The sequence below is a fragment of the Georgenia thermotolerans genome (assembly GCF_009193185.1).
GTDB lineage: Bacteria > Actinomycetota > Actinomycetes > Actinomycetales > Actinomycetaceae > Georgenia > Georgenia thermotolerans.
In genome coordinates, this window is sequence record NZ_VUKF01000050.1 from 1 (window position 1) to 17,502 (window position 17,502).

At 74.6% G+C, this 17,502-nt stretch carries 19 protein-coding genes, 1 tRNA gene and 1 pseudogene; 12 read left to right on the forward strand and 9 right to left on the reverse strand.

Annotated features, from left to right (window positions below; genetic code table 11):
• From GD970_RS21805 to GD970_RS18230, 4 genes and pseudogenes are all read left to right on the forward strand, one after another.
• Positions 1-1,334: pseudogene (locus GD970_RS21805) on the forward strand (hypothetical protein); the annotation flags it as partial.
• A gap of 132 nt (positions 1,335-1,466) precedes the next feature.
• A complete protein-coding gene (locus GD970_RS18220) occupies positions 1,467-1,949 on the forward strand; it encodes a hypothetical protein (RefSeq protein ID WP_152204329.1) in 483 nt (160 codons plus the stop codon).
• A gap of 73 nt (positions 1,950-2,022) precedes the next feature.
• Positions 2,023-2,820, forward strand: coding sequence for a DsbA family protein (locus GD970_RS18225; protein ID WP_152204330.1), 798 nt, complete (start codon positions 2,023-2,025; stop codon positions 2,818-2,820).
• Between the two features lie 153 nt (positions 2,821-2,973).
• Positions 2,974-3,049, forward strand: a tRNA-Thr gene (locus GD970_RS18230).
• 99 nt (positions 3,050-3,148) lie between these two features.
• Here the strand turns inward: GD970_RS18230 and GD970_RS18235 are convergent.
• A complete protein-coding gene (locus tag GD970_RS18235; RefSeq protein ID WP_152204331.1) occupies positions 3,149-3,700 on the reverse strand; it encodes a M15 family metallopeptidase in 552 nt (183 codons plus the stop codon).
• Between the two features lie 206 nt (positions 3,701-3,906).
• Here GD970_RS18235 and GD970_RS18240 point away from each other — a divergent pair, with 206 nt between their 5' ends.
• Positions 3,907-4,422 (forward strand): hypothetical protein, encoded by a 516-nt coding sequence (locus GD970_RS18240; protein WP_152204332.1) that lies wholly within the window; start codon positions 3,907-3,909, stop codon positions 4,420-4,422.
• A gap of 21 nt (positions 4,423-4,443) precedes the next feature.
• On the opposite strand, the gene GD970_RS18245 is transcribed toward GD970_RS18240, so the two are convergent.
• Positions 4,444-4,971: a DUF1648 domain-containing protein gene (locus GD970_RS18245; RefSeq protein WP_152204333.1), complete on the reverse strand. Its 528-nt coding sequence runs from the start codon at positions 4,969-4,971 to the stop codon at positions 4,444-4,446.
• A gap of 9 nt (positions 4,972-4,980) precedes the next feature.
• The gene (locus GD970_RS18250; protein WP_152204334.1) at positions 4,981-5,751 is read right to left on the reverse strand and encodes a Crp/Fnr family transcriptional regulator; all 771 of its coding nucleotides are present in this window, start codon (positions 5,749-5,751) and stop codon (positions 4,981-4,983) included.
• 128 nt (positions 5,752-5,879) lie between these two features.
• Here GD970_RS18250 and GD970_RS18255 point away from each other — a divergent pair, with 128 nt between their 5' ends.
• Complete coding sequence (locus GD970_RS18255; protein WP_152204335.1) at positions 5,880-6,116, forward strand: cation transporter; 237 nt, start codon at positions 5,880-5,882, stop codon at positions 6,114-6,116.
• Between the two features lie 174 nt (positions 6,117-6,290).
• Here the strand turns inward: GD970_RS18255 and GD970_RS18260 are convergent, their stop codons facing one another.
• Positions 6,291-7,301, reverse strand: a complete 1,011-nt coding sequence (locus GD970_RS18260; protein WP_152204336.1) for a DUF4190 domain-containing protein — start codon at positions 7,299-7,301, stop codon at positions 6,291-6,293.
• 260 nt (positions 7,302-7,561) lie between these two features.
• A complete protein-coding gene (locus GD970_RS18265) occupies positions 7,562-8,575 on the reverse strand; it encodes a DUF4190 domain-containing protein (RefSeq protein ID WP_152204337.1) in 1,014 nt (337 codons plus the stop codon).
• Positions 8,576-8,758: 183 nt separating this feature from the next.
• Here GD970_RS18265 and GD970_RS18270 point away from each other — a divergent pair, with 183 nt between their 5' ends.
• The 3 genes from GD970_RS18270 to GD970_RS18280 all read left to right on the forward strand — a co-directional run bounded on the left by GD970_RS18270 (position 8,759) and on the right by GD970_RS18280 (position 11,540).
• Positions 8,759-9,034, forward strand: coding sequence for an ArsR/SmtB family transcription factor (locus tag GD970_RS18270; RefSeq protein ID WP_211489814.1), 276 nt, complete (start codon positions 8,759-8,761; stop codon positions 9,032-9,034).
• Positions 9,031-9,417, forward strand: a complete 387-nt coding sequence (locus tag GD970_RS18275; protein ID WP_152204338.1) for a VOC family protein — start codon at positions 9,031-9,033, stop codon at positions 9,415-9,417. Before GD970_RS18270 ends, GD970_RS18275 begins: the two co-directional genes overlap by 4 nt.
• Before the next feature lie 128 nt (positions 9,418-9,545).
• Positions 9,546-11,540 carry a heavy metal translocating P-type ATPase gene (locus tag GD970_RS18280; protein WP_152204339.1) on the forward strand — a complete coding sequence of 665 codons (1,995 nt, stop codon included), beginning with the start codon at positions 9,546-9,548 and terminating at the stop codon, positions 11,538-11,540.
• Here the strand turns inward: GD970_RS18280 and GD970_RS18285 are convergent.
• Together GD970_RS18285 and GD970_RS18290 are read right to left on the reverse strand one after the other, a co-directional pair.
• Positions 11,466-12,527 (reverse strand): lanthionine synthetase LanC family protein, encoded by a 1,062-nt coding sequence (locus GD970_RS18285; RefSeq protein ID WP_152204340.1) that lies wholly within the window; start codon positions 12,525-12,527, stop codon positions 11,466-11,468. The genes GD970_RS18280 and GD970_RS18285 overlap by 75 nt on opposite strands.
• A gap of 3 nt (positions 12,528-12,530) precedes the next feature.
• Positions 12,531-13,109, reverse strand: coding sequence for a hypothetical protein (locus GD970_RS18290; protein ID WP_152204341.1), 579 nt, complete (start codon positions 13,107-13,109; stop codon positions 12,531-12,533).
• A gap of 454 nt (positions 13,110-13,563) precedes the next feature.
• Here GD970_RS18290 and GD970_RS18295 point away from each other — a divergent pair, with 454 nt between their 5' ends.
• The gene (locus GD970_RS18295) at positions 13,564-14,763 is read left to right on the forward strand and encodes an MFS transporter (protein WP_226925447.1); all 1,200 of its coding nucleotides are present in this window, start codon (positions 13,564-13,566) and stop codon (positions 14,761-14,763) included.
• On the opposite strand, the gene GD970_RS18300 is transcribed toward GD970_RS18295, so the two are convergent.
• Positions 14,751-15,017 (reverse strand): hypothetical protein, encoded by a 267-nt coding sequence (locus tag GD970_RS18300; RefSeq protein ID WP_152204342.1) that lies wholly within the window; start codon positions 15,015-15,017, stop codon positions 14,751-14,753. The genes GD970_RS18295 and GD970_RS18300 overlap by 13 nt on opposite strands.
• A gap of 354 nt (positions 15,018-15,371) precedes the next feature.
• Between GD970_RS18300 and GD970_RS18305 the strand changes: the two genes are divergently transcribed.
• Positions 15,372-16,241: an NAD-dependent epimerase/dehydratase family protein gene (locus GD970_RS18305; RefSeq protein ID WP_152204343.1), complete on the forward strand. Its 870-nt coding sequence runs from the start codon at positions 15,372-15,374 to the stop codon at positions 16,239-16,241.
• Between the two features lie 34 nt (positions 16,242-16,275).
• Here the strand turns inward: GD970_RS18305 and GD970_RS18310 are convergent, their stop codons facing one another.
• Positions 16,276-16,971, reverse strand: a complete 696-nt coding sequence (locus tag GD970_RS18310; protein WP_226925448.1) for a uracil-DNA glycosylase — start codon at positions 16,969-16,971, stop codon at positions 16,276-16,278.
• Between the two features lie 162 nt (positions 16,972-17,133).
• Here GD970_RS18310 and GD970_RS18315 point away from each other — a divergent pair, with 162 nt between their 5' ends.
• Positions 17,134-17,433: a DUF3263 domain-containing protein gene (locus GD970_RS18315; protein WP_152204344.1), complete on the forward strand. Its 300-nt coding sequence runs from the start codon at positions 17,134-17,136 to the stop codon at positions 17,431-17,433.
• Positions 17,434-17,502 lie beyond the last annotated feature (69 nt).

Genomic DNA, 17,502 nt, shown 5'->3' on the forward strand with positions numbered 1-17,502 from the left:
CCCGGGCGCTCGACGGCGGCCCGGCCACGGCGCCCTTCACCGACGGCACGCGCGCCGCCGCCACCGGGTTGCCCGCCGGCGCCGCAGCGGCCGGCGCGACCGCCGCGATGCCGGCGACCGACGCGACGGCGGCGCTGCCCTCGCCAGACGGCCACGCGCCGACGACCGGGACCGGTGACGCCACCCGCGCGCTGCCCGCCGCCGCGGACGCCACCACCGCGCCGGACCCGGTTCCCGGCACCACGGCCGGCCAAGGTGTCGGGGCGGCGGCCCGGCCCGGCGGCGACGACCCGGCGACCCGCGCCGTCCCGGCGGGGCGGCCCACCCGCGCCATGCCGACGCCGGAGACCCGCGCCCTGCCCGCCGACCCGCCCACCCGGGCGATGCCGGTCCAGCCCGCCACCCAGGCGCTGCCCGCCGACCCGCCGGTCATGCCGGCGTCCTACCCGCCCCGGCGGCCGGAGGGCACGCTGACGTCGTACCCGCCGGCCCAGCACGCCGAGGACCGCACGGCCGTCTACCCGCCCGTGGGACACCCCGGCGCGGCAGGCTATCCCGCCGAGCAGGGCTACGGGCACGGCGGCTACCCGGGCACCCAGGGCCACCCGGGGCCGGGCCAGGCCGTTCAGGGGTACCCGGGGCCCGGCCAGGGCGTCGAGGGCTACCCCGGGCAGGGCTATCCCGCCCAGGGCCACCCGCCGCCCGGCGCCCCGGCCGGCTATCCCTACCCCGGCCAGCCCGGGGAGGCCCCGCCCGCGTGGGCGCGGCCGCCGCGCCGGCGCACGCTCGTCGTCGCGACGGTCGGCCTCGGGGTCACTGCCCTCGCCACCGCGTTCCCGGGCGCCTTCCTGGCCACCGCGGCGGCGCTGCTCCTGCTCACCGCCACCACCGGCTGGGCGGGGCGCTCGCGGCGGGCGGCGCGGCTGCGCCGGGGGCCGCGCCCCGGTGACGACGCCCGCATGCTCGTCGGCCTGCCTTGGCACCTGCTGCGCGGGGTGCTCAGCGTGCTGCCCGGCGCGGTCGTGGGCGCCGTCGTCGGCGGCGCCACGTGGTGGGTGCTGACCTCGCTCGGCGACCCCCGCCTCGGCCCGCCGCTGGTGCTGTGGATCGCCGCGGCCGCCGCGCTGCTCGCCGCCTGGTTCACGCCCGGCAGCTGGACGGCCCGGCAGGGGGCGCGCGCCCTGGTCGACGTGCTCACCCCGACCCGCGGGTTCCGCACCCTGCTCGTGGTGCTGGTGCTCGTGGTGGCGGCGCTGTTCGTGGCCCAGACGGTGGTGCTGGCGCCCGCCCCGCCCAGCTGGGCGCCGCTGCCCGGGCCGCCGTTCGGTCTCTGACGACGCCGCCGCCGTTGGCCCGGGTGCCGCGGGCGCCGCGGCGGTTGGCCGCGGTTGCCGCGGGCGCCGGCGGCGGCTCGCCGCCCACGCCGACGGGACCATGGTCCGCACCCCTCCCTCTACCCTGGGACCGTGAGCATGCGCGGTCGGTGGCAGGTGGGGCTCGTCCTCGCCCTGGCCGTGTGCGCGCCGCTGCTCCTGGCTCTCGTCTCCGGCGCGGCGACGGTGCACTGCGTGCCCGTTCCCGGCGGCTGGACCCAGGCCGGGCTGACCCTGGCCCTCCTCGGCCCGGACGAGGCGTGCCCGTACGGCTCGCTCGCCGTCGGCGCGACCACCGGGCAGGTGCTCACCGTCGTCGTCGCGGTGGCCGTCCCCGCCGTGCTGGCCCACCTGGCGCTGCTCACCGGCGCCGCGGGGGTGCTGGGGGCGGCGCGGTCCGTCGTCGTCGCGGCCGCCCGCCGGCTGATCCGCCGGTTGCGGCCCGGCCCGGTGCGCCTGCCGGTGCGCCCGCGCCTCGCCGTCGTCCTCGGCGCGGCCTTCGCGCCGCTGCCGCGGGAGGCCTGGCGGCGCCCGCACCGGCGCGGTCCGCCGCAGGTGGCCTGCGCCCGCAGCTGAGGCCGTCGGCCCGCGCGGGCGCCGATTCCGGCGTCGCCGGCACCCGCCCACCCGACCGACAGGAAGCAGCCCCATGTCCAGCAACATATCCAAGGCCGAGAAGCGCGAGGCCGCCCGCGAGCAGGCCCGCCAGCTGCGCGAGGCGCAGGCCCGGCGCGAGCGGCGCAACCGCAACCTCCTCATCACCGGCGTCATCGTCCTCATCGTCGTCGTCGCGGTCGCCGTGTTCGCGATCGTGCGCCAGGGCAGCAAGCCCGCCATCTCCGCCGTCAAGGAGGTCCCCGCCAACACCCAGGTCAAGGACGGCGGCATCTCGCTCGGCTCGTCCCTCACGGCCGGCACGGCGAACGAGGGCGCCCCCACGATCGACGTCTACCTCGACTACACCTGCCCGTACTGCGCCCAGTTCGAGAAGATCAACGCCGACTCGATCAACGAGCTGGTCAAGGCCGGCGACGCCACGGTGGTCTACCACCCGGTCGCCATCCTCGACCGCACGGGCAACTTCTCCGGCTTCTCCGGCCGGGCGGCCGCCGCGGCGGCCACGGTCGCCGACAAGGCGCCGGAGGCGTTCAACGCCTTCCACACCGCCCTGTACGACATGTACACCAGCTCCGGCGCCACCGAGGGCGTGGCCTCGACCGAGCCGGACGAGCAGGCCATCATCGACACCGCCGTCAAGGCCGGCGTCCCGCAGGACGTGGCCAACACCGTCGGCGACGGCACCTTCACCGACTGGGTGGGTGCCACCACCGAGCAGTTCCGCAAGGACGGCTTCTCCGGCACGCCCACCGTGCTTATCAACGGCAAGGACTTCCAGAACTGGTCCCAGCCGGGCGCCCTCGCGGACGCCGTCAAGGCGGCCCAGTGAGGCGCTGACGTCCGACGGCGGCCCGGCCCTGCGTCCGCAGGTCGCCGGGCCGCCGGGTCGGGGCGGGGTCCGCACCGACGGCGCCTGGCCGTCCGCGGCACGAGCCGCGTGCGGGGTCGGCGCGGCGTTCGTGGCAGACTCGACCCCGGTCTCGCCGCCTTAGCTCAGCTGGTAGAGCACCCGCCTTGTAAGCGGACGGTCGTCGGTTCGAATCCGACAGGCGGCTCCATCGGGAGGGCCCGGCGCATGAGGCGCCGGGCCTTCCTTGTTGCCGGCCGGCGCTGCGGTGGCTGGCTGCCCGGCCCGCGCCGCCGCGCCGGTGCGGGGCTCAGCCCAGCGCCGCACCGGCGTCGGGCTGCAGCTCCGGGCACGGCGTCCCGGGCGCGACCAGAGGCTCGAAGTGCCAGGGCTCGTTGACGTAGACCCGGCACAGCCCGTACGCGCTGCCGTGCTGCTCCAGCCACTGCGCCCCGGCCGCGGGGCCGACATCGATCGCCAGGCCGGCCACGTGCGCCGACCGTTCGGGCGGCAGGACCCAGCGGTGGGCGGCCTCGGCGGAGCCGTAGCGGGTCATGGCCTCGTCCACCAGGCGCTGCTGCTCACGGGCGCTGCGCCAGCCGGAGGTGATCCGCAGCTCGACGCCGCCGGCCGCCGCGTCCAGCTGGGCCGCCTCGAAGCGGCGCTCGAGGTCGGCGTCGAGCGCGGTGGCCGCGGCCGGTGCCCGCAGGGCGGGGCCGGCGAGCGTGGCCCATGCTGACTCGGCACCGCCGTCCAGCGTCAGCCGGAGGCCCACACCCGCGACGGCGAGCACGGCCAGGGCGAGGACGGCGCGGCGTGCGAAGGCGCGGCGGGTGGACTGATCGGCGCTGATGCGGGGCATGGTGGCGAATATGGCCGGTCGGCCGGGGTCGGCGCGTCACCGCAGGGTCGGATACCGACGGCAGCGTCATCATCCGGAGGGCGGACCTCGGGGGCTGGGCGGGAGCCGTCCCGGCGCTGGCATGGCGGCGAGCCCGTCTCGATCCGACGCGTCGCCGCGCTCCGGATTTGCCGGTCACCGTCGTCTGTAACCAGTAGCGTCAGCGCATGCGACGGCGCGCGAAGGAATGGCTGGGCGCCGGCCTGGTCGCCGTCGTCGTCGGCGGGGTGATGCTCCTCGCGCCGGAGACCAACCCCTACGCCGAGGAGCTGGCCGCGGCGCGGCACGGTGCCTCCGCATTTCAGCTCGACGTGCTCGCGGACCGCCGCATCACCGACGAGGAGATCGCGGACGCCCGGCGGCGCTGGAGGGCGTGCCTGCGGGACGCGGGGGTCGACCCGGTGTGGGCAGAGGACAAGGCTGGCTTCCCCGTGGTCGACGAGTGCTACGACAGCACCCGGGGCCGGCTGGAGGAGCTGGCCTGGAACATGAAGGTCGACCCGGAGAACCGGGGGCTCGCCGTCGTGATCGCCGAGTGTCTCCAGCGTCAAGGTGTCCTGCCGGCCGACTACGACGCGACGGGTCCCACCCTGGAGGAAGCGGTCGGGGAGCTCCTCCAGCACGTCGACATCTCGGACGACGGCACGCGGGCGTGCTTCCTCCCGGCCGCCGGGCCGGGCTAGCCGCCTCCCGGACGAGGCGCGTCACCGCAGCATGCGGACGATGCCGACGACGCAGGCCGCCAGCACGCCGACCAGCCCCGCGCCGGCGAGCACGGGGCCGGCGCCGAGGGCCAGGCGACCGGTGGACGCGCCGTCGAGCATCATGAGCACGATGCCGAGGAACATCACCGCCACCTCCGCGGCCAGGACGACCATGAGCTGCTCGCCCTCGCGGTACAGGCGCTGGGCGTTGTCCGCGGTGACCGGCACCGGGTAGTTGAAGATCCGCGGGTACCTCGACAGCGCCAGGAGGCCGGCCTGGAGCACGAACCACAGGAGGGGGAGCCACAGGATGCTCGTGCGCGGCCCGAAGCCGTCGGGCGTCCCGGTGGCGTCGAAGTGGGTCGGGATCGTGGCCGGCAGCGCCGGATAGCGCGCCGCGATCAGCAGCACCCCGGCGACGAAGACGGCCCAGGCGGCGAGGCGCAGGGCCCGCGTTCCCGTGCCCGTGCGGTAGTCCGGTGCCGGGCGCCCCGCGAAGGCCGCACGCCTCCCTCGTTCCTCCGGCACCCTGGCAGGCTACCCGGCGGCGATCTCCTCGAGGCGCTCGCGGTCGCGGATGGCGGTCCAGCGCCGGCCGGAGTCGATGACCCCCTCCGCGCGCCACCGGCTCATCAGCCGCGAGACCGACTCCGGCGTGGATGCCGTCATCGCGGCGAGGTCCGCCCGGGTCAGGGGCAGCTGCAGCAGCGTGGTGCCGTCCCCGGCGCGTTCCTGGCCCAGCTTGGTCGCCAGGCGCAGCAGGGTGGCGGCCAGGCGCTGCGCCACCGAGCCGCTCGCCACGCGGCCGGCGTCCGAGCGGGCCCGGGCCAGCCGGGCTGCGACGTCGTCGAGCACCCGCAGCGCGACCTGCGGGTGCGCGGTGAGCACCGCCCGGAACGCCCCGGGGTCGATCCGCAGCGCGCACGTGGTGGTCAGGGCGACCGCGGACTCGGGGTAGGTCGGTTCGCCGAGCGTGCTCAGCGCGCCGAAGAGGTCACCGGGGGCGAGCAGGTCGGTGATGAGCTCGGCACCGGTGGCGGTGGGCTGGGTGATCTTCACCCGGCCGGCGGCGAGGACGTAGAGGTGGTCGGCGGGCTCGCCGGCCCGGTAGAGCGGGTCGTCCTCGGCCCAGGAGAGGGCGACCATGCGCCGGTCGATGTCGGCCAGCTCCGCCTCGGTCAGCCCGGCGAAGTAGCCGACCTGGCTGAGCACCCGCATGCGCACCGGGCGGGGGCAGGCGTGCGGCTGGGCGCAGGTGGCGCGCAGCGGGGCGCGGCGCCGCGCCGTCGTCCTCGGCTCCGCGTTCATGGCGACCTCCCTCGTCCCCGACCCTATGATGCGGTCGATTGACGGCCGTCATGGTTGCCGCGGCGGGCCGCTCCTAGCGTGCGGAGCAGCACCTGGAAAGGCCGGGTGGAGAACGAAAGGTCGAGACCATGAGCGCCACCGCTCCCGCCACCGTCCACACCGTGCTGCGCGCCGAGGGCTTCTCCTGCCCCTCCTGCGTGAGCAAGATCGAGAAGCAGGTCGGCCGCGTGCCGGGCGTGCGGGGTGTGACCGTGCGCTTCGCCTCGGCGCGCGTCGAGATCGACCACGACCCCAGCGTGAGCGTCGACGACCTCGTCGCCGCGGTCGCCAGGGCCGGCTACGCCGCCACGCCGACGGCGTTCTGAGCCGGGACGGCTACACCGCCACGCCGACGGCGCGCTGAGCAGGACGAGGAGCGCCCGGGCGGGATCTCTTCAGTGAGGAGCTGGGGCTGGAACGCCAGGTGCGACGGTGAGGTGCGCCGTCGAACGACGAAGGGGGGTGCCGACACGGTCGGCACCCCCCCTTCAGCCAGTGGCCTACTGGACGCTCCAGTAGGCCCGGGAGTCGTCGGTGAAGGAGAAGATCTCCTCGACGAAGACGCTCGCGCCCTCCATGGCCGCAGCGGGCACGTCCATGCAGACCTGGTAATCCGCGGACCCGCCCTGCGTGAGGGTGGGGACATCCATGATGGAGTTCGGCTCGACGGCGTTGCACGAGGAGCTGTCGTACTGGCGGGCGTCGGTGCCCTGGAAGGAATGCGTCAGGTCGATCCACGGGTCGCCCTCCTCGTCGCCGTTGTAGACGACGCTGAGGTCGACGAGGACGTACTGGTTGGTGGGCTCCTCGTTGAACATGTTCTCGGCCGTGATGATGTCGTTGGCGTTGAGGTTCACGCCCGTGACCGTCACCGTGTAGTCGCCGACCTCGGCGCTCTGACCGAGCGGGAGAAGCGCCTCCTCCGCGGCGGCCTGCTCCTCGGCGGAGACCTCACTGCCGAGGTCGTTGGCCTGGTCCTCGCTGTCCTGGATCGACTCCTGGACGGCGTCGTCCACCGCCGACAGGGCGGCGCCGAAGACGACGTTCATGAGGATGGCGCCGACGATGGCGAGACCCGAGAGGACGAGGCCGGCGATCGCCAGGCCCTTGCCGCCGGCCTGGCCCTTGCTCGCCTTGGACAGGGCGATGGCCCCGAGGACGACGGCGACGATCCCGCCGATGATCGCGACGACGTTGATGACCGGGATCCACGCCATCAGGAAGGCGACGATGCCGATCACGAACGCCGCGATGGCGAGCCCGCTGCTGGGGCGGCCGGGCTGCTGGGGGCCGCCGGCGTAGGGCTGGCCTGGGGTGTACGGCGCCTGGGCCGGGCCGTAGCCGGGCTGCTGGGCGTAGAGGGCCTGGTCGGGCTGCTGGGCGTAGGGGGCCCGGTCGGGCTGCGGGGCGTACGGCGACTGCTCGGGCTGTGGGGCGTACGGCGGTTGCTCGGGCTGTGGGGCGTACGGCGACTGCTCGGGCGCGCCGAACGGCGGAGGGGGCTGAGACATGAGGAAGTCCTCTGGGAATTCGGGGGAGACAGAGCGGGGGTGACGGAGAAAACGTTAGCGAACGGAGTCCGACGGAAATCCGAAATGGCGACGTCTTTGGCGTCGTCCCAGCCGTGCGAGAGGCAATTGCCGCGTTCGCCCGGTGGCCCTCCTCGATGCAAGGGCCCTTGGTCGCCCTCCGAAGCGCGGCGCCGCGCCCGGGGACAAAACCAAGAGGGGTGCCGGCCCACGGCCGGCACCCCTCTGCGCACTGCGCGTGGCTACTTGGCGGCCCAGTAGGCGCGGGTGCCGTCGAAGGGGAAGGCGTCCTCGACGAACACCGTGCCGCCCTCGATGGCGGCCGGCGGGACGTCCATGCACACCTGGTAGTCGGCGGTGCCGCCGGCGGTGAGAGTCGGCGCGTCCATGACCGAGTTCGGCTCGATGGCCTCGCAGTCGACCCAGTCGTACTGGCGCGAGTCCGAGCCCTGGAAGACGTGGTTGAGGTCGAGCCACGCATCGCCCTCGTCGTCGCCGTTGTAGGCCACGCTGACGTCGACGAGCACGTACTGGTTGGTCGGCTCATCGTTGTAGAGGTTCTCGTCCGCCATGACCTCGTTGGCGTTGAGGTTCACGCCCTTGACGGTGACGGTGTAGTCGCCCACCTCGGCGCTCTGGCCCAGCGGCAGCGCCTCGGCCGCCGCGGCCTGCTCCTCGGCCGCCGCCGTCTCCTCCTCGGCCGACACGTCGGTGCCCAGGTCCTCGAGCTGGTTCTCGGTGTCCCGGATCGACTCCTGGACGGCGTCGTCCACCGCCGAGGAGATGGCGGCGCCGAAGACGACGTTCATTAGGATGGCGCCGATGATGGCGACGCCCGAGAGCGCCAGGCCCGCGATCGCGAGGCCCTTGCCGCCGGCCTGGCCCTTGCGCGCCTTGGACAGGGCGATGGCACCGAGGATGACGGCGACGATCCCACCGATGATGGAGACGATGTTGATGACGGGGATCCACGCCATCAGGAACGCGACGATGCCGATCACGAACGCCGCGATGGCGAGGCCGCTGCCGGGGCGGCCGGGCTGCTGCGGGCCGCCGGCGTAGGGCTGGCCGGTGCCGTGCGGCGCCTGCGGCTCGCCGTAGCCGGGCTGGCCGCCCTGACCGGGCGCGTAGGGCGACGCGTCGGCCGGCGGCGCGTACGGGGCCTGGCCGGGCTGCTGGGCGTAGGGGGACTGTTCGGGCTGCGGGGCGTACGGCGACTGGTCGGGCGCGCCGAAGGGCGGAGGCGTCTGCGACATCAGGGGGTCCTCTGTGAAACATCGGGGGAAGTGTGCGGCGGCGTGTCGTGCCGCCGGAATAGTAGCGAACGGCTTCCGACCGAAATTCCGGCGTCCAGCCTGTAAGGAGGTTTTCGGCTTTACCCGGGCGTCGCCGGGCGACGCCGTTGACTGGCAAGTGGTTGCTTGCCTATCGTGCTCGTCGTGGCCGACGTCTTCAAGGCGCTCGCGGACCCGACCCGCCGGGCGATCCTCGACGAGCTGACCGACCGGGACGGGCAGACGCTCTTCGAGCTCTGCGCGCGCCTGGCCATGAAGCACGGCCTGGGGTCCTCCCGCCAGGCCGTCTCCCAGCACCTGCGGGTGCTCGAGGACGCCGCACTGGTCACCGCGCGCCGGGAGGGGCGCTACACCTTTCACCACCTCGACCCGCGTCCGCTCGTGGGTCTGACCGACCGTTGGACCAAGGAGAGGCCATGAAGATCACCCTCGCGAGCGTCTTCGTGAACGACCAGGACAAGGCGCTGGCCTTCTACACCGACGTGCTGGGCTTCGTGAAGAAGAACGACGTCCCGCTCGGAGAGCACAAGTGGCTGACCGTCGTCTCGCCGCAGGCGCCCGACGGCGTCGAGCTCGTCCTCGAGCCCTCGGACCACCCGGCCGTCGGCCCGTTCAAGCAGGCGCTGGTGGCCGACGGGATCCCGTTCACCTCCTTCGCCGTCGAGGACGTGGCCGCCGAGTACGAGCGGCTCAGCGGCCTGGGCGTGCGTTTCACCCAGCCGCCGACCGACATGGGCCCGGTGACCACCGCGGTCTTCGACGACACCTGCGGCAACCTCATCCAGATCGCCTCGATGGGCTGAGCCTGAGGGCGGTCGGCCGGCTCGCCCCCCACATTGCGGTCGATTGATGCCCGTCATGGTCGCCGTCCGTCCCAGTTCCTAGCGTCGGCCTCAGCCCCTTAGGGGAGGAGACGTCGAAGGGAACGGACATGCACGCCACATCTCGGCTCCGCCGCTGGGCGGTGCCGCTCGCCTCGGGGCTGCTCATCGCGGCCTCGTTCGCCGCGTCGCGCGGCCTCGGCGCGGCCGCCGCCGGCGAGGTTCTCATGCTCGCCGCCGCCGTGGTCGCCGGCGGCCCGATCGTCCTCGCGGCGCTGCGGGCGCTGCGCGCGCGGGTGGTCGGCATCGACCTGCTCGTCTCGGTCGCGGCGATCGGCGCGGTCGTCATCGGCGAGCTGTGGGAGGCCGCCGCGGTGACCTTCCTCTTCGCCATCGGCCACGCCCTGGAGCGGGCGACCCTGAGCAAGACCCGCTCGGCGCTGGCCGAGCTGGTCGCGGTCGCCCCGGACGTCGCCGTCGTGCTGCGCGACGGCGAGCAGGTCGAGGTGCCCGCCGGCGCCGTCGCGCCGGGGCAGACCGTGCTGGTCAAGAACGGCGCGAAGGTGCCGGTGGACGGGGAGGTGGTGGGCGGCACCGGCGCGATCGACGAGGCCTCCATCACCGGCGAGTCCATCCCCGCCGAGAAGGGCGCAGGCGACAGGGTCTTCGCCGGCACCGTCTCGCGCGGCGGCTTCCTGCAGGTCCGGGCCACCGGGGTCGGCGCGGACACCACCCTCGCCCGGATCATCCACCGCGTGGAGGAGGCCCAGGACGCCCGGGCCCGCACCCAGGCCTTTCTCGAGCGCTTCTCCGCCTGGTACACCCCGGCGATCGTCGCGCTCGCCGTCGTGGCCGGGCTGGTCAGCGGCGACGTCGTGCTCGCGCTGACCCTGCTCGTGATCGGCTGCCCCGGCGCGCTGGTCATCTCCATCCCGGTCGCCGTCGTCGCCGGCATCGGCCGCGGCGCCCGCGACGGCATCCTCATCAAGGGCGGGGAGCACCTCGAGACCGCCGCGCGCGTCAGCGCCGTCGCCCTCGACAAGACCGGCACCCTCACCACCGGCCGGCCCCGGCTGACCGACGTCGTCGTCCTCGATCCGGCCCTGACCAGGGCCGACGTGCTGAGTCCCGCCGCCCGTGCCGAGGCCGGCTCGGAGCACCCCCTGGCGGCGGCCGTCGTCGACGGCGCCCGCGCCGAGGGCCTGATGGTCGCCGGGCTGCCCGAGCACACCGACCCCGTCCCCGGCCGCGGGATCGTGGCCGTGGTCGAGGGCCGCCGGGTCCTCGTCGGCACTCCGGCCCTGCTCGAGGCCGAGGGCGTGCCCGACGACGGCGCCGCCGCCACCGTGGACCGCCTCGCCGCCGCCGGGCGCACCCCGATGGTCGTCGCGGTCGACGGCTGGGTGGCGGGCGTGCTCGCGGTCGCCGACGCCGTCCGCCCGGACGCCGCCGCCATGGTGGCCGACCTGCACGCCGCCGGCGTGCGCCGCGTGGTCATGCTGACCGGCGACCAGCCCGCCGTCGCCGGGGCGGTCGCCGCCGAGGTGGGGGTGGACGACGTGCGGGCGGGCCTGCTGCCGGAGGACAAGCTCGAGGCGGTGCGCGAGCTGCAGCGCCAGGGGCACGTGGTGGCGATGGTCGGCGACGGCGTCAACGACGCCCCCGCGCTGGCCGCGGCCGACGTCGGGGTGGCGATGGGGGCGGCCGGCACCGCGGTGGCCGTCGAGACCGCGGACGTCGCCCTCATGGGCGACCGGCTGCACCGGCTGCCCGAGGCGGTGCGCCTGGCGCGGCGCACGGTGCGCACCATGCGGCAGAACATCGTCGTCGCCCTGCTCACCGTCGCGGTGCTGCTCGCCGGGGTGCTGCTGGGCGGGGTGACCATGGCGATCGGGATGCTCATGCACGAGGCGTCGGTGCTCGTGGTGATCGCCAACGCCATGCGGCTGCTGCGCCGGGTGGTCCGACTCCGGCCGGTAAACTTCGCCGCGCGTCCGGCGCTGTTGGGAAAGGATGCGGAGGCGCCGGCGTCACCAGAAGAACAGGATCCGTCGCCACGGCTCGGTGAGGTAGGCGCGCGCGATCAGCTCGCCCGCAGCGCCTGAGACCAGTCCCAGCCGCGGCGACATCGCCCACGGGGACCACAGGTCCGTGGTGTCGCCCGGCGTCGGCTCCGCGCCTCCGTCCTCGGCCTCTGGGTGCATGTCACGCAGCGCCAGCCGGGCGGCGGCGGACGCCGGGTGCTCGTGGCCAAGGGCGGCGAGGGCGGCGCCCGCCCGGTCGCGGGCGTCGCTGAGCCAGGCCGGATCGATGTAGGTGCTCGCCTCGTGCACCACCATGGCGACGCCGACACTGCCGGTGAGGAGGGGGCCGAGCATCGGCCAGTCACTGGACGGTTCCCGATCCGGTGACCAGCTCCGTTGGATCAGGTCGACGTCGTGCCGGAGGGCGGCCTCCATGGGGGCCAGCAAAGCGGTGTCGCCGGTGAGGTCATAGACGTGCAGGAGGAACAGCGCGGCTCCGGCGCCGCCGTGGAGGAGGCCCCAGGCGCGCGGCGCCTCGCCGGCGGCGAGGCGGGCGACCAGCGCGCCGGCGATGTCCTGGACCCGGTCGAGCAGGGTGCCGGTGTCGGCGACGGGAGCTCGCTCGAGCAGCGCGAGCCCGAGCCCGGGAAGCCCGTCGGCCATGGTGATCCCGAGGTCATCGAGCGGGAGGTCGTCCAGCTCGCGCCAGAGCGAGGCGGCGTGCGCATGCTCTCCAAGGCGGTCGAGGGCGAGCGCGATGCCGCTCAGACCGGTGCGCAGGCCGGCCGTGCGCGGAGTCATCGCCGACACCCTCCGGGCCAGCGATCGGGTGTGCTCGGCCGGCACCGTCAGGCCGGCCTCCGTCAGCGCCCAGAGGATCCCGGCGAGGCCGTCGCCGAAGCCGATTCCGATCTCGGTGTCCGCGCCGGGGCTGTCCAGCTCCTCGAGGATGGCTCGGCCGAGGTCGGCGGGGGAGCGGCGGGGTGGCGCCGAAAGGAGGCGCGCCAGCTCGCGCGACGGGAGCGGGAGATGGGCACGGCTGGCCCGTGCGTCCAGCAGTTGCGACACCGGTCAGGCCCCGACGATCACGGTCATGGCGCCGTCGCCGTAGCCCTTGACGCCGACCATGAGATCGAGCCGCGGACGGTAGCTCTGCAGCCACTCGGTCACGTCACGAGGCGGGAAGGAGCCGGACGAGTCATAGACGGTGTAGAGCCGCACGTGCGGCGCGCCCTCGACGTTAAGCGCCCGCGCCATGATGTTGAGGACCTCGCGGATGTTCTCGAGCAGGTCCGCCGGTAGGGCGCCCGCGCGATCGAACGCGGCGGCAGCCCGGCCCGGGGCGAGGAGGGCCAAGGCACCCGCGATCTGCGCGGCCAGGCTCGCCTCGATGCTCACCATGGCGACGGCACGGAAGTCGTCGTCGACGTAGAGGCCTGTGACGGCCGGGGTCGTCGGGGTGACGGCCTCCTCGGTGGGCTCGACCGTCACGTCGCGCTCGAGCGTGCTGCTCAGGACGTCGCGCACCTGCATGGCGGCCGGGAGGGGCGTCGACCTCGTGACGCGGGGAACCCGCCGACGGGCCGGACGGCGCCCCTTGCCCTGGCTCAGTCCCTGTCGTGGTGGGGAGGGGAACGGTGCGATCGACATGGAAGTCCTCGTGCTCGCTTCGGGTGGTGAGGTGCTATCGGCCTTTCTGCCGACGATGGGGAGCTCAGAATTTGGCTGTAGGTATATCCCGCTCGATGTCGGGCACCGATGTTTCGATGCGCGAACCGTTCCGTCCGGCGGCGGCGTGCCCCCGGGGGCACCTGGTGGCCTCGGCCTGGCGCGGAACAGTTCGCGAACTGTCGGCGGCGCGATACGGACGTATCGCGTCTCATTAGTTGGAACCCTGCTGAGTTGATGCCGACCGGGCGGAGGGGGCGCGTGTGAGCAAGCGCACCTCAGCGGGTGCCCGAGGGGTGCCGACGCCCAGGGCGGCTGCGCCGCCCGGGATGGGCCTTGGGCCGCGCCGGCGTGCCGTGCCGGCTGGGCCTCGGAGCCGCGGCGTGGGTGGGCCCGCGTAACGTCTGCCGGTGCGCCCCAGAGCAGGAGGAATGCCGTGACCCGGACGAGGCCCGCCGAGCCGTTGTGGACCCCGGACTTCGTCCTCGCCGCGGTCGTCAACTTCTGCGTCGGCCTCGTCTACATGCTGCTCATGACCTCGATGGCGCTCTACGCCGTCGAGCGCTTCGGCGCCAGCGACTCCCTCGCCGGCCTGGCGGCGGGCATGTTCATCGTCGGCTCCACCGCCGGGCGCCTGTTCGCCGGCAACCTCGTCGACCTCGTCGGCCGCAAGCGCGTCCTCGTGGTGGCGATGGTCGTGTACGTCCTCGCCTCCGTGAGCTACCTGCCCGCTGCGGCGCTGCCCCTGCTGCTGCTCGTGCGGTGCGTCCACGGCGTCGCCTTCGGGGTGGGCAGCACGGCGGCGATCAGCATCGCCCAGAGCCTCATCCCGCCGGCGCGACGGGCCGAGGGCACCGGGTACTTCGCCCTGAGCACCACCCTCTCCACCGCCGCCGGGCCGTTCCTCGCGCTGCTGCTCGTGCGCGGGCCGGGCTACTCCGCCCTCTTCGCGGCCGCGGCGATCGCCTCCGGCGTCGCCATGGTGCTCGCGCTGGTGCTGCGGGCCCCGGAGATCCGCCTCGCCCCCGACCACCGCGCGCGGCTGCGCCGCTTCCGCCCGGCCGACCTCCTCGACGCCCGGGTGCTGCCCGTCGCCGGCGTGATGCTCGTGCTCGGCGTCGGCTACTCCGGCGTGGTGACGTTCGTGAACTCCTACGGCACCGAGCTCGGCCTGGCGAAGGGGACGGGGGCGTTCTTCCTGGCCTACGCCGCGGTGCTGTTCGTCTCCCGCCTGCTCGTCGGGCGGGTGCAGGACCGGCGCGGCGACAACGTCGTCGTCTACCCGGCCATCGCGTCCTTCGCGCTGGGGCTGCTGCTGCTCGCCCGCGTCACCACCGACGCCGGCCTCGTCCTCGCCGCCGCGCTCGTCGGGCTGGGCTTCGGCACGTTCGTCTCCGCCGGGCAAGCGATCGCCGTCGCGCAGGTTCCGCCGGCCCGCATCGGCGTGGCGGTCTCGACCTTCTACTTCATGCTCGACGTCGGCACCGGGCTCGGGCCGATCGTCCTCGGCGTCGTCGTCGGTGCCGCCGGGTACCGGGACATGTACCTGGCCGTGGCCGTCGTCGTGGCCCTCGCCGCGGGGCTGTACCACCTCGCGCACGGGCGCGAGGCCCGCGCGGCGGGTCAGTCGATGTAGCCGTCGTCCTGCCCGGAGTCGCCGTAGACCAGGTCCTCCTCGTCGTCCGGGCCGGCGCCGACCAGCTCGGCGTCGGGCCCGTAGCGCTTGACGTCGGCGTCGGTGCGCGGGGCGCCGGCCGCCCGCCCGCCGCCGAGCACGTCGCGCACGCGGGAATCCTCGGTGGCGTTGACGCCCTCGGGCTGGACGAGACCGCGGTGGATGAGCGCCTCCTCGACGAGCGCGGGTCGTGCGGTCGAGCGGGTGGGCTCCATGCCAGCCTCCTGGGTCGGGCGTCGCTGTGGCGCCGGGACGCGGTCCACTGCCTCGATCATGCACCGGTCGGGCCGTGACCGGCGACAGATGCACGGGACGGATGTTTCGGCATGTCGCGGCGGCAAAGAGGTCCTTGGAAACGGTCAAGAACGCCTCTCTGGCGCATGGTTGTCAGGGCGCGGGGTGGGGCCGCCCCCACGTTCTCGGTGCCCGGGCAGCCTCGCTCGTGGCCATCACGGGCCCGGATAGGGAATACCCCGCCCCGGTATGCAGGTTTCGGTCAGCGCAGATGAGCACGCCCCCCTGACCCGGCGCCCGGACTGCGGGCGCCGCCCCTCGAAAGGACGCCCACCATGCAGGTCTTTCTCACCGGCGGCACCGGCCTCATCGGGTCGGGGGTGCTGGCCGCGTTGCTCGCCGACGGGCACCGGGTGACCGCACTTGCCCGCAGCGACGCCGCGGCCGAGGCCCTCGCGGCGGTCGGCGCCGACCCCCTCCGCGGCGACGCGGCCGATCGCGAGCTGCTGGCCGCGGCGGCCCGCGCCGCCGACGGTGTCGTCCACACCGCCTCGAGCGCGGCCACCGACGCCGGCGTCCTGGACGCCGTCCTCGGCGCGCTGGCCGGCACCGGCAAGCCGTACGTGCACACCAGCGGGGTGTGGACCTACGCCGGTGGTGCCCTGGAGGAGGACACCCCGGCCGACCCTGGCGCGGTGGCCGCGTGGCGGTTGCCGCTCGACGCCCGGGTGCGCGCCGCGGCCGACGCCGGCGTGCGCAGCGTGATCATCGCGCCCGGCATCGTCTACGGCCGCGGCGCCGGCATGCCGCGGGTGATCCGCTCGGGCCCGCGCACGCCCGACGGCGCGCTGTGCCTGCCGGGGAGCGGCGAGCAGCGGTGGACGACCGTGCACACCGCCGACCTCGGCCGGCTCTACGCGCGCGCTCTGACCACGGCCGCGGCGGGCAGCTACTACCTGGGCGTCAGTGGCGCCAACCCCACCGTGCGGCAGATCGGCGAGGCGGCCGACCGTGGCGCAGGCGGCAGCGGGCGGGTCGTTCGGAGCTCGGCGGCGGACACCGCGGCCGCGTTCGGGCCCTTGGCGGGCCCGTTCCAGCTCGACCAGCACGCGACCGGCGTCCGGGCGCGTGCCGAGCTGGGCTGGCGCCCGGTCGAGCCGTCCCTGCTCGAGGAACTCGAGTTCGGCTCCTACGCCGCATGCTGAGAAGGCCCACCGGGCCAGCTCGCGCCTCCTGCGGCTAGCTCAGCGACCAGTCCACCGGGTCGGCGCCCTGCTCGGCCAGCAGGGCGTTGGCCCGGGAGAACGGCCGGGAGCCGAAGAACCCGCGCGAGGCCGACAGCGGGCTGGGATGCGCGGAGGTGATGATCGGCGTCGTCCCGAGCATGGGCCGCAGGGTGGCGGCGTCGCGACCCCAGAGGATCGCCACGAGCGGCGCCTCGCGGGCCACCAGGGCGCGGATGGCGTGCTCGGTGATCGCCTCCCAGCCCTTGCCGCGGTGCGAGGCGGGCGTGCCGGGCCGGACGGTGAGCACGCGGTTGAGAAGCATGACGCCGTGGCGCGACCAGGCGGTCAGATCGCCGTGGTCGGGGGTGGGCAGGCCGAGGTCGTCGCGCAGCTCGCGGTAGATGTTCTGCAGCGAGCGGGGGATCGGGCGGACGTCGGGCTGGACCGAGAACGACAGCCCCATCGGGTGCCCGGGCGTGGGGTAGGGGTCCTGGCCGACGATGAGCACCCGCACCTGCTCGAGCGGGTAGGTGAACGCGCGCAGCACGTCCGTCCCGGCCGGCAGGTAGCCGTTGCCGACGGCGATCTCCTCGCGCAGGAACGCGCCCATCGCGTGGATCTGGTCCTCCACCGGCGCCAGGGCGGCCGCCCAGCCGGGGTCCATGATCTCGGCGAGGGGCCGCGGGGCGGTGGTGGGTGCTGCGCTCACCCGGGCAGGGTAACGCGGGCACTTCCGACGACGGCGACCGCTCGCCGTCGTGACGCATACGACGAGCGAGGGGCGCCCCGGATGAATGACACGATTGTCGTTCCACGCCTAGACTCGTGAGGTCGCCGTCGCACAACGGTGGCGCACCCGGAAGGAGGACGGATGACCGCGCACGCCGACGAGGCCGCCACGCCTGCGGAGTCCGCCGTCCCGGCCGGGCTGAGAGAGACCGAGGCGCAGATCCTCGCCTTCGAGCGCCAGTGGTGGAAGTACGCCGGCGCCAAGGAGACCGCGATCCGTGAGCTGTTCGACATGAGCGCCACCCGCTACTACCAGGTGCTCAACCAACTCCTCGACTCCGAGGCCGCCCTCGCGGCCGACCCCATGCTCGTCAAGCGGCTGCGCCGCATGCGTTCGGCGCGCCAGCGCGAGCGGTCCTCGCGCCGCCTCACCGGCATCTGAGCCACGCTCGCGCCGCCAGCCGCCACGACACGGCGCCGCACCCACCGGGTCGAAATCGGCCGGGGCAGG

What these genes read in the sequence shown, in the direction of transcription:
- GD970_RS18225 (WP_152204330.1), top strand. Translation starts at nt 2,023, where the DNA reads ATGTCCAGCAACATATCCAAGGCCGAGAAGCGCGAGGCCGCCCGCGAG.
- GD970_RS18235 (WP_152204331.1), bottom strand. Translation starts at nt 3,700, where the DNA reads ATGCCCCGCATCAGCGCCGATCAGTCCACCCGCCGCGCCTTCGCACGC.
- GD970_RS18240 (WP_152204332.1), top strand. Translation starts at nt 3,907, where the DNA reads ATGCGACGGCGCGCGAAGGAATGGCTGGGCGCCGGCCTGGTCGCCGTC.
- GD970_RS18250 (WP_152204334.1), bottom strand. Translation starts at nt 5,751, where the DNA reads ATGAACGCGGAGCCGAGGACGACGGCGCGGCGCCGCGCCCCGCTGCGC.
- GD970_RS18255 (WP_152204335.1), top strand. Translation starts at nt 5,880, where the DNA reads ATGAGCGCCACCGCTCCCGCCACCGTCCACACCGTGCTGCGCGCCGAG.
- GD970_RS18260 (WP_152204336.1), bottom strand. Translation starts at nt 7,301, where the DNA reads ATGTCTCAGCCCCCTCCGCCGTTCGGCGCGCCCGAGCAGTCGCCGTAC.
- GD970_RS18265 (WP_152204337.1), bottom strand. Translation starts at nt 8,575, where the DNA reads ATGTCGCAGACGCCTCCGCCCTTCGGCGCGCCCGACCAGTCGCCGTAC.
- GD970_RS18275 (WP_152204338.1), top strand. Translation starts at nt 9,031, where the DNA reads ATGAAGATCACCCTCGCGAGCGTCTTCGTGAACGACCAGGACAAGGCG.
- GD970_RS18280 (WP_152204339.1), top strand. Translation starts at nt 9,546, where the DNA reads ATGCACGCCACATCTCGGCTCCGCCGCTGGGCGGTGCCGCTCGCCTCG.
- GD970_RS18290 (WP_152204341.1), bottom strand. Translation starts at nt 13,109, where the DNA reads ATGTCGATCGCACCGTTCCCCTCCCCACCACGACAGGGACTGAGCCAG.
- GD970_RS18300 (WP_152204342.1), bottom strand. Translation starts at nt 15,017, where the DNA reads ATGGAGCCCACCCGCTCGACCGCACGACCCGCGCTCGTCGAGGAGGCG.
- GD970_RS18305 (WP_152204343.1), top strand. Translation starts at nt 15,372, where the DNA reads ATGCAGGTCTTTCTCACCGGCGGCACCGGCCTCATCGGGTCGGGGGTG.
- GD970_RS18315 (WP_152204344.1), top strand. Translation starts at nt 17,134, where the DNA reads ATGACCGCGCACGCCGACGAGGCCGCCACGCCTGCGGAGTCCGCCGTC.